Consider the following 8,555-nt stretch of genomic DNA (forward strand, 5'->3'; position numbering starts at 1 on the left):
GTGTAGAAGCATTTACTGCGAACAAACTGGTAGTCGCCACCAAGGACAAGCTGATTTTTAAAAGATTCATAGACGTTATTCATTACCTTCAACGAAGTGTTATCACCTTGTTGATAAAAGCTCTCATTATCATCAAGGATCGCATTCTAACGATTTTTTCCGGTGCAAACAACCACAGTATGCGGCGAACACTCTTTGCTGATGAGTTTTAAAGCCACCTACCCTTTATTTACCTTTGCTGACCCCAAATTGCCAAACAGACTTCATTAAACTTTTGACTTTTATTTTGACCACTCGCCAATGTGTGATGGGCCGTATAGGTGCGGTATTTAGCAGGTGTTGGTAGGTTTTTTCGCTCAAACGCCCCTCTTTGCCGTGTGCAAGAAGCAGTGTTTCTGGGTTGAGCTTGAAGATCCGTTCAAGTGACTGGCGATATTGATTGGGATGGAAAATAGGAAAAGGGGCAATCAACTGCTTTTTCACTTCAACCATTAAATCGGCAACATACACAATGCCTTGTTGTGCATGGTAGACAGACAAATCTCTGTCGGTATGCCCTGGGGTTTCTAAGATTTGCCATTCGTTAAAATGAGGAATAGTGTCGCCATCGTTGAGCTTAATGTCAGGCTTTAAGACACGTGGATACCATAAATTCTGCCGCGGGCGGCCTAGGCGATTCGCCATCCAACGCGCAAGCGCAAGATCGGCTAGATGCATACAAAATCCGTCCAAACCACGATACCAATCATGATCTTTATTGGCAGAGACAATTTTACAACCCGTTAATGCACGCAATTGATGAGCTGCCCCAGCGTGATCTGGATGCATGTGAGTTACCACAACGGTATGAAGATGAGAAAAAGGACGGTTCAGTTCATTCTCAATGAAGTGCTGCAACGTAGGTATGTCTGCTCGACTTGCACCGTCTAGCAGTAATAATCGTTCTGGATATTCAGCCAGATACATATTCTGAATATAGCCTTTGATCGTATGTAGCTTCACCGTTATCCCTACTTGACAGATCAGACCTCCTGCCTGATGTTGGATAAGCATAGCATTAGCGAAAGTGATGTCCAAAGCGTGTCGTCTCTCATTTCCATCAATTTGAAGACAAAATAGAAGGCGCGCGCTATGCTGAGCCGGTTTTAATTGTGTGGAGATAACGCTATGAAGCCTATGATTATTGGCCACCGCGGAGTGGCCGGCCATTACCCTGAAAATACGCAAGTGAGTGTGCAAGCCGCTATTGATTTAGGCCTAAAGTGGGTTGAAGTGGATGTGCAACCGACTCAAGATCACATATTGGTTGTTTGCCACGATCACACCATTGATCGTTGCAGTAATGGTAAAGGGCGCATTGATTCTTATACGCTTGAGCAATTACAACAGTTCGATTTTGGCGGTTGGTTTGATCCTCAATTTGCAGGCGAACCCATCATGACATTAGAGACGTTGCTGACACTCGCAAAGCAGCACAGCCTTGGTTTAAACATTGAAGTCAAAGTGGATAAACACGATGTTGCTCAAGTCGCTGCTCAACTTAAAGCGCAACTGGATCAATGTGGATTACCGAATGAACAGATTGTTCTCTCCAGTTTTAGCCACGCTATCATGCGCGAGCTTTATCAGCATTGTCCGGGTTATAAATTGGCGGTGTTGAGCGAGCGATTAACGCGTAAAGATAAGCAAGTGTTAGCCGAAATTGACGCCTTTGGCTGTAACCTTAATTATCAATGGATCAGTGCAAAACACATTGCCGAGTTACATCAAGCGGGTTACCAAATTTGGTGCTACACGGTGAATAATCCGAAAAAGTTCAAACATCTCAACTCGGTTGACGCCATTTTTAGTGACGATCCACAGTGCTTTTTGTAAGCCTGCAAGCGTTAGCTGACTGGTAGAATCTCTTTATTGAGAATGATTCTTCATAATGCGCCACTCTTCCACTCTGTCATCACTCAATAATATGGATGATTTCCTAAGGTACTCTCTATGATACTTGACTCATCGTTATGGATTTGGATCCCGCTGCTTTTTGCCGTTATCTTCAGTTTTCAAAAGCAGTTACGTCCAGCATTCGCCTTGCTAGCACTGTCGTTAGTGGGCGGATGGTTCACAGACCGATTATCGTTAATGGCCCTGCTGTATGTCACCATTGGATTATGTGGTGCTTATTACATTCCACAACTGAAAAGCCGCTGGAAATGGTTTGCTCATGGTGCGTTGCTATTATGGGCAATTGCACTGCTGCTGCATGCTATTCCTGGTTTTAATAATCCTAAAGTGCTGGATAATGTGGTTGCTGGTGCAAATAGTGCCCCCTTTCGTCTCTACTTGAACCTAGATAAACCTATGGTATTTTTTGCTTTGCTACTCGCTTGGCCGCCACTCCTTGGCAACCATCAAACCATTCGTTGGGCCGCGATCGGTAAAGTGTCGATTCCTCTTTTTGCTTTGCTTTTTGTCGCATGGGCGCTTGGCGCGATTAAGCCCGAGTTATCTTTACCGACTTGGTGGTGGCTCTTTGCTCTCAATAATTTGCTTTTAACCTGTGTGGTGGAAGAAGCATTTTTCCGGGGCTATTTACAAAAAGCCGTTAGTGAAAAATTCGGTCTATGGCTCGGTATTGCGCTCGCTAGTACCCTATTTGGTCTTGCGCATTTTTCTGGCGGCGTGACTTTGGTGCTATTTGCCACATTAGCTGGTATTGGCTACGGCGCGATCTATCATCTAAGCGGGCGTTTATGGACGGCTGTACTCTTCCACTTTCTCTTTAATTTTTCCCACCTTATTTTCTTCACTTATCCAGTATGGGTACAGCGTTAAAACCTCTAAGCCAGCTGAAGTTTTCGCTGGCTTTTTTCTTTTTATCAGTCGATGAAATACCTTATTGATAGTTTAGTGACAACCGTTATGAACAACTGAGTATAAAACGAATTGTTCTCATTATTCCTATTTTTGGCCTAGGGTTTATGGTCAACGTCATGTTGATAATAATACTCCAGGGAGGAGAGAATGAACCAGAAACAAACGTTATTGGCGATTGCGCTAGCAGGCTGTTTCAGTACCGCTTATGCAGAAGAAAAGGTGTGGATTTCCATTGGTGGTGACGCGACGCAAACGGCGCTTCGCTCTGGAGCCCAAAGCCTATTACCTGAAAATCTTATCAATCAAACATCAGTATGGGTTGGGCAAGTACCAGTAAGCGAGTTAGCGACGCTTTCACATGAAATGCACGAAAATCATCAGCGATGTGGTGGTTATATGGTCCACCCTTCTGCACAAAGTGCGATGAGTGTCAGCGCAATGCCGCTGAATCTAAACACTTTCAGTGCACCAGAAATAACTCAGCAAACCACCGTTAATGCTTGGTTGCCATCAGTATCAGCGCAACAAATCACCAGTACCATCACCACCTTAACCCAGTTTAAAAATCGCTTTTATACCACCTCGACTGGTGCTCAAGCATCGAATTGGATTGCAGATCATTGGCGCTCACTCTCTGCGTCACTACCAGCAAGCAAAGTGGAACAAATCACACATTCAGGCTACAACCAGAAATCGGTGATGCTTACAATCACGGGCTCTGAAAAACCTGACGAATGGGTGGTGATTGGCGGGCATTTAGACTCGACACTTGGCTCTCGAACCAACGAAAGCAGTATTGCGCCGGGTGCGGATGACGATGCATCAGGCATCGCGGGCGTGACAGAAATCATCCGTTTGTTGTCTGAGCAAAATTTTCGTCCTAAACGCAGCATCGCTTTTATGGCTTACGCCGCCGAAGAAGTGGGCCTTCGAGGTTCACAAGACTTAGCCAATCGTTTTAAAGCCGAAGGTAAAAAAGTAATGTCTGTGATGCAGTTAGACATGACTAACTACCAAGGTTCACGCGAAGATATTGTCTTCATAACCGATTACACCGACAGTAATTTTACCCAGTATTTGACACAACTATTGGATGAATATTTACCGTCATTAACCTATGGATTTGATACCTGTGGCTATGCCTGCTCTGATCATGCCTCTTGGCATGCGGTTGGTTACCCAGCCGCGATGCCTTTTGAATCCAAATTTAATGATTACAACCCTAATATTCATAGCCCGCAAGACACTCTGCAAAATTCCGACCCAACAGGATTTCATGCGGTGAAATTTACTAAACTTGGATTGGCTTATGTGGTTGAAATGGGTAACGCCTCAACACCGCCTACACAGAGTAATCAACTGAAAAATGGCGTACCTGTGAACGGTTTATCGGCCAGCAGAAATAGCAAAACCTGGTATCAATTCGAACTGCAGGAAGCGGGCAACTTGAATATTGTATTGTCAGGGGGAAGCGGCGATGCCGATTTATACGTTAAGTATCAAACTGATGCTGATCTACAGCAATACGACTGCCGTCCTTATCGCAGTGGCAATAATGAAACGTGTCAGTTCTCCAATGCTCAACCGGGCCGCTATTCTATTTTGCTGCATGGATACAACAATTACAGCAATGCAAGTTTAGTGGCGAATGCTCAATAAACAGCGCAAAGAAAAGCCAGCCGCAAGGCTGGCTAATCGATTAACTCTCAGCATCGGGCTGGTTTTCTGGTGCGGCGGCAATAAACGCAGGATGAGCACGAAGCTCTGCAGTGATTCGTTTGATGATCGGAAACTGCGCCATATCAAGATTAAAGCGCTCTGCGTTATACACTTGTGGTACTAAACAAACATCCACTAAGCTCAGTTGATCACCAACACAGTATTCTCCTGATACTGTGGCCAATTTCTTTTCCAAGGCATGAAACCCCGTGGCTATCCAATGCCGATACCAGTCTCCTTTTTGACTTTCATCCACGGCCAGTTCACGCGTTAAATATTGTAAAACTCGGAGATTGTTCAGTGGATGAATATCAATAGCAATGTCTTGCGCCAGTGCTTTAATCTGATATTTCTCTTTACCTGATAGCGGAACCAAACGTACTTGGGGATACTGGTCATCCAAATATTCGATGATGGTTAACGACTGAGTAATGCAATGCCCGTTATCTTCTAGTACCGGAATTAACTCACTCGGGTTGAGAGCGCTAAACTCGGCTGAATGTTGCACTCCGCCCTCCTTAACTAAATGGATAGCAATCGACTGGTAATCGAGCGCCTTGAGGTGAAGTGCGATGCGTACTCGGTAAGCGGCTGAAGAGCGCCAATACCCATATAACTTGAGGCTACTCATGACCCTTTCACCACGCGTTGATCGATTAAACCAAACAGGCTGTTCCCTTTATCATCACGCATTTCTAACGTTATCCTGTCACCAAATTTCATAAATTCGGTACTTGGTTTACCGTCCCGAATGGTTTCAATCATCCGCACTTCTGCAATGCATGAATAACCGACTCCCCCTTCAGCAATCGCACTGCCAAAATCGGTTCCCTGTTTATTGGAAACTGTACCAGAGCCAATAATAGTGCCCGCGCACAAGGGGCGCGTTTTTGCTGCGTGAGCAATTAACTGTGGAAATTCAAACGTCATGTCCACGCCAGCATTGGGGCAACCAAATGGTTTATTGTTATAGGTTGATAGCAATGGCAGGTTGAGTTTTCCGCCGTCCCAATGGCAGCCTAGTTCATCGGGTGTCACAGCGACAGGAGAGAATGCTGAGGACGGTTTGGATTGAAAAAAACCAAATCCTTTAGCAAGCTCTTGAGGGATCAAACCACGCAGCGATACATCGTTAACCAACATCACCAATCGAATCGCTTGCGCCGCTTCACTTGGGGTTGCACCCATTCTGACATCATCGGTGATCACGGCCACTTCGGCTTCAAAATCAATTCCCCATGCTTCATCTTGCATTTGAATATCATCACGCGGTCCAAGAAAAGCATCCGAACCACCTTGATACATTAACGGATCACTCCAGAAACTTTCAGGGATCTCTGCTCCTCGTGCTTTTCGTACTAACTCGACATGGTTGACGTAAGCAGAACCGTCGGCCCATTGATACGCTCTAGGCAGCGGCGAATGACACAAGGTTTGATCAAACGGCATCTCTTGCAGCAATTCGCCTTCATTAAGCGCCGTGTAAATTTCGCTGAGCATCGGTGCGGTTTCCTGCCAACGGTCTAAGGCTTGCTGTAAATGCTCGGCAATCTCAGGCACAGCAACGCATTTTGATAAGTCATGGCTGACCACTACCAATAAACCATCTCTTGTGCCGTTTTTTAGCGTAGCTAACTTCATGTCACTTCCTTATTCGTATTCGTTTATTCGCTCTTCCAACTGTAGACGTACTGTTGATTTTCAACCTGCTGCGCCGCCTCACTAAAGTGTAATGCATGCCGCGTATCAATCATCACTGCCACTTCATCGGTAAATTTTTTCTTATGCTCTTGCCCAGCTTGGAACGCTTTCGGATGTGGGCCATGGGTAAACCCGGCAGGATGAAAAGTGACCATGCCAGCTTCAATATTATCGCGGCTAAAGAAATCACCCGCATGGTAGAAGAGCACTTCATCGTAATCATCATTGTTATGATAAAACGGAACCTTTAAAGCGCCGGGGTCACTCTCAATCGGCCGAGGCACAAAGGTGCAGACTACAAAACCTTGGCCAACAAAGGTTGTGTGAGCGGAGGGCGGCAAATGATAGCGATGCGACATCAACGGCCGAATGTCTCGCCAGTTGAGTTTCACCACAGAAAGATCACCGTGCCAACCTACTGCATCCAATGGGTTAAATGGATAAGTAACGACGCTGATTTTCTCATGACGTTTTAAATGAACTTGGGTGGTCTTTTCTGAATACTGCGCTTTAAACTCTGGGTTAATCGACGGGACTTGCAAAACCGCAGGATCGAATATGGCGTGGTTCCCTACTAGCCCTTTTTCTGGCAAAGCATACGCCGCATCCGTATTCTCTATCATTAGAATGAACATCGGCTCACTTGGCTCAAGCCGCCAATTGGTTGAGCGCGGGATCAACACATAATCCCCTTGTGAAACGCTCAAGTGCCCGTAATCGCAATAAAAATCAGCGCTTCCTTGATGAATAAAAAGTAACTCATCACCATCGGCGTTACGCACTAAATGATCCATCGCTTGAGCCAGCTTCCATACTCGGACTTTACATTGTGCATTATGCAATAGATGCGGCACGCTCCACGGTGAACTTTGTTTGGCTTGCTCGATCAAATTAAAATTAAAGGCTCTCGGCCTTAACTCACCTTGCCATTCACTCCACCCAGTCGGTGCATGTTGGTGATGGAAATGGGCCGCAGGGCCAAAAAAGCCACTGCGTCCTGCTTCTCTTTCATAGATGGCCTCTTGCGGGAAGTCGGCATGAGCTTGGTTTGAACATACCCCTTCTCGATGAGGAAATGTGATCCATTTATGCATCGCTGAGTACTCCTCGTCGAATTTGATCTTCTTCAATCGACTCAAATAACGCTTTGAAATTACCTTCCCCGAACCCTTCATTGCCTTTGCGTTGAATGATCTCAAAAAAGACTGGGCCAATGACGGTTTGAGTAAATATTTGCAGCAAAATTCCATCTTTCATCGGTGCGCCATCAATCAGGATCCGCAGCGCTTTTAACTGATCAACATCTTCTTGATGCCCTTCAACTCGATCACTGACTTTTTCGTAGTAAGTATCCGGTGTCGGCATGAAATCCATCCCTCGCTCGCGCAGAGTACGTACCGTCTGGTAGATATCATCAGTGGATAAAGCGATGTGTTGGATCCCCTCACCATTGTATTCACGAATAAACTCTTCTATTTGTGATTTATCGTCAGACGATTCATTGATTGGGATGCGAATTTTGCCGCAAGGCGCTGTCATTGCACGGCTAACTAACCCAGTTAGCTTCCCTTCAATATCAAAATAGCGAATTTCACGGAAGTTACCAATCCGCTCATAAAAGCCAGACCAAACGTTCATATGACCTTGTTTAACGTTATGCGTTAAGTGGTCAATTTCGAACAAGCCAACATTGGCGTCGGTCATTCGTTGATTAGCATCGGCATAGAACTTGAAATCCACATCATAAATGCTCTGGCTACCATAACGATCGACAAAATAGAGCAAGCTATCACCAATTCCATAAATCGCAGGAATACTCAGTTCCATTGGGCCAATTTGTGTTTTGTATTCTCGCCCGCCATTTGCCTGCACATGCTGCATGGCGACAGATGCATCATGAACGCGAAACGCCATCCCACACACTGAAGGTCCATGCACTTTGGCAAACGCTGCAGCTTGGCTATGGGGTTGAGAGTTAACGATAAAATTGATATCCCCTTGACGATATAACCACGCCTCTTTTGAGCGGTGCTTGGCTATCTCAGCAAAGCCAAGAGAAGTAAACAGCTCTTTTAACTGCGCGATTCCAGCGGGATCAGCCGCGGTGTACTCCACAAATTCAAAACCGTCTGTTCCCAATGGGTTAAATGTTGAGGTCATCTCGCGCTCCTTTTTTGTTAACGCTTGTGTTGAGTATTGCGAACATGGCGTAATTTTCAGCAAAAATGAACCCTATAACGAAAAACGGTTTAGCGGAGAACAAATAG

The 8,555-nt window shown here is 45.4% G+C and carries 9 protein-coding genes; 4 read left to right on the forward strand and 5 right to left on the reverse strand.

The window, feature by feature from the left end:
* A partial coding sequence (locus AACT21_RS02970) for a hypothetical protein (protein WP_217898736.1) occupies positions 1-212 on the forward strand: 212 nt, incomplete at its 5' end.
* Between the two features lie 13 nt (positions 213-225).
* On the opposite strand, the gene AACT21_RS02975 is transcribed toward AACT21_RS02970, so the two are convergent.
* Positions 226-1,002, reverse strand: coding sequence for an MBL fold metallo-hydrolase (locus AACT21_RS02975; RefSeq protein ID WP_047689420.1), 777 nt, complete (start codon positions 1,000-1,002; stop codon positions 226-228).
* A gap of 165 nt (positions 1,003-1,167) precedes the next feature.
* On the opposite strand from AACT21_RS02975, the gene AACT21_RS02980 reads away from it, so the two are divergent.
* The 3 genes from AACT21_RS02980 to AACT21_RS02990 all read left to right on the forward strand — a co-directional run bounded on the left by AACT21_RS02980 (position 1,168) and on the right by AACT21_RS02990 (position 4,527).
* Entirely contained in the window at positions 1,168-1,875 is a 708-nt protein-coding gene (locus AACT21_RS02980; RefSeq protein WP_017044733.1) for a glycerophosphoryl diester phosphodiesterase, read from the forward strand.
* A 117-nt stretch (positions 1,876-1,992) separates the two neighbouring features.
* Positions 1,993-2,826: a CPBP family intramembrane glutamic endopeptidase gene (locus AACT21_RS02985; RefSeq protein ID WP_094163523.1), complete on the forward strand. Its 834-nt coding sequence runs from the start codon at positions 1,993-1,995 to the stop codon at positions 2,824-2,826.
* Positions 2,827-3,015: 189 nt separating this feature from the next.
* Positions 3,016-4,527, forward strand: a complete 1,512-nt coding sequence (locus AACT21_RS02990) for a M28 family metallopeptidase (protein WP_094163525.1) — start codon at positions 3,016-3,018, stop codon at positions 4,525-4,527.
* A 40-nt stretch (positions 4,528-4,567) separates the two neighbouring features.
* Here AACT21_RS02990 and maiA read toward each other — a convergent pair whose 3' ends face one another.
* From maiA to hppD, 4 genes are read right to left on the reverse strand one after another with little or no spacing between them, the layout of a single operon-like run.
* Positions 4,568-5,218 (reverse strand): maleylacetoacetate isomerase, encoded by a 651-nt coding sequence (gene maiA, locus AACT21_RS02995; RefSeq protein ID WP_094163527.1) that lies wholly within the window; start codon positions 5,216-5,218, stop codon positions 4,568-4,570.
* On the reverse strand, positions 5,215-6,228 hold the full coding sequence (locus tag AACT21_RS03000; RefSeq protein WP_094163529.1) for a fumarylacetoacetate hydrolase family protein: 1,014 nt from the start codon (positions 6,226-6,228) through the stop codon (positions 5,215-5,217). The genes maiA and AACT21_RS03000 overlap by 4 nt, the downstream gene beginning before the upstream one ends.
* Positions 6,229-6,251: 23 nt before the next feature.
* A complete protein-coding gene (locus AACT21_RS03005; RefSeq protein ID WP_094163531.1) occupies positions 6,252-7,382 on the reverse strand; it encodes a homogentisate 1,2-dioxygenase in 1,131 nt (376 codons plus the stop codon).
* Complete coding sequence (gene hppD, locus AACT21_RS03010) at positions 7,375-8,448, reverse strand: 4-hydroxyphenylpyruvate dioxygenase (RefSeq protein ID WP_019282145.1); 1,074 nt, start codon at positions 8,446-8,448, stop codon at positions 7,375-7,377. The genes AACT21_RS03005 and hppD overlap by 8 nt, the downstream gene beginning before the upstream one ends.
* Positions 8,449-8,555: the final 107 nt, after the last annotated feature.

It is taken from the genome of Vibrio sp. V08_P9A1T1 (assembly GCF_963874405.1).
Lineage (GTDB): Bacteria > Pseudomonadota > Gammaproteobacteria > Enterobacterales > Vibrionaceae > Vibrio > Vibrio anguillarum.